The 1,410-nt window shown below is 33.7% G+C and carries 2 protein-coding genes; one reads left to right on the top strand and one right to left on the bottom strand.

Annotated features, from left to right (window positions below; all coding sequences use genetic code 11):
• Nucleotides 1–233: 233 nt before the first annotated feature.
• On the bottom strand, nucleotides 234–416 hold the full coding sequence (locus ACFFIX_RS27730) for a hypothetical protein (protein ID WP_378939889.1): 183 nt from the start codon (nucleotides 414–416) through the stop codon (nucleotides 234–236).
• Nucleotides 417–527: 111 nt separating this feature from the next.
• On the opposite strand from ACFFIX_RS27730, the gene pdaB reads away from it, so the two are divergent.
• Nucleotides 528–1,292 carry a polysaccharide deacetylase family sporulation protein PdaB gene (pdaB, locus tag ACFFIX_RS27725; protein WP_378939887.1) on the top strand — a complete coding sequence of 255 codons (765 nt, stop codon included), beginning with the start codon at nucleotides 528–530 and terminating at the stop codon, nucleotides 1,290–1,292.
• Nucleotides 1,293–1,410: the final 118 nt, after the last annotated feature.

Raw genomic sequence — 1,410 nt, 5'->3', positions numbered from 1 at the left:
TTTTGCACACGAATGCGCGAAAAAACTTTGTTGCTTTGTTGATTAAATCAACGTTGGCACGCTTGGTTTTGTTTAGTTTTCAAAGATCATCTTCGCTTAGAGGCGACTTTATTAATATAACAGATACCAATATCATAGTCAACATCTTTTTTTGACTAATTGTTTTTGCAGATGCGCTCTCTTAACAGCGACGAATAATAATATATCATCTTACATTAGTATTGGTCAATACCCTAAACAGGATTTTTTGAAATTGTTTTATAAACCCTAAGGAGGATTTCTCTCTTTTCTATATATGACCTTCTAGTTAGCCCTGTATCTTGTTTGTAAATCTTATCAGAAACCACTGATATTTCTCTGACTAAAATACTCTCTAATTCATGAACCTCTTTTTCGTTAAGTAAATAGTAGTTCAATGAAGACTCCTCATTTCTTCTATTCTTACTTCATTATTTCTTTTCTAATCATTTTCATACAAGGTCAAGCATACAATTGTCACAGAAGTATGTTGGACGAGGAGGGTTTTTATGAATCAGTTTTATGTATTTCACGTTAAAAAAGTTAAAAGGTTAGTAATTATATTAATTGCAGCATTTTTTACAGCAGGAATTTTGTATGTAGAAAATGTTGTGCATTTGCCGGTCTTCTCATCTTCGGATGGGCCAAAAGCGGTTTATCGAGGTGACACAAAGAACACTGAAGTATCTTTAACATTTGATATTAGTTGGGGCGACGTAATGGCAGAACCAATATTAGACACATTAAAAAAACAAGGGATCACGAACACCACCTTCTTTCTTTCAGCTTCTTGGGCCGAAAGACATCCCGATTTGGTAAAACGAATGATAAAAGATGGTCATCAAATTGGAAGTATGGGATTCGCATACAAAAATTATACAGAATTAGAAGCTAGTATGATTAAAAAAGATTTATTGATGGCTCAAGATGTGTTTAAACAACTTGGAATTAAGGATATTACTTTATTGCGTCCACCGACAGGCAACTTTAATAAAGAAGTACTAAAAATCGCAGAGACTTATGGCTATACAGTTGTTCACTATAGCGTTGACTCTGACGACTGGACGAATCCAGGTGTTAATAAGATCATTAAAAATTCAACATCTTCCACTAAAGGTGGAGATATCGTTTTATTACATGCATCTGATTCTGCAAAGCAAACGAATAAAGCTCTTCCAGAAATTCTGAAGCAACTAAAACAAAAGGGATTAAAGAACGTTACAGTAGGAGAGTTAATAGCTAACGGGGATGCAAAATCTTCAGAGGTAAAGTAAAAAAGAGCTAAATTTATTAGCTCTCAGACTGTAGACAAACTCGATTTTATCGAGTTTGCCTACAGTCTTTTTTGTATTAAAATAGAAGTAATAAAAATCTTGAGGTGATGAATGATGC

It is taken from the genome of Metabacillus herbersteinensis (assembly GCF_042433335.1).
In the GTDB taxonomy this organism is placed as follows: domain Bacteria; phylum Bacillota; class Bacilli; order Bacillales; family Bacillaceae; genus Metabacillus; species Metabacillus herbersteinensis.
Note: the sequence above shows the minus strand (reverse complement) of the source record. Positions and strands in the feature narration are given on the sequence as shown.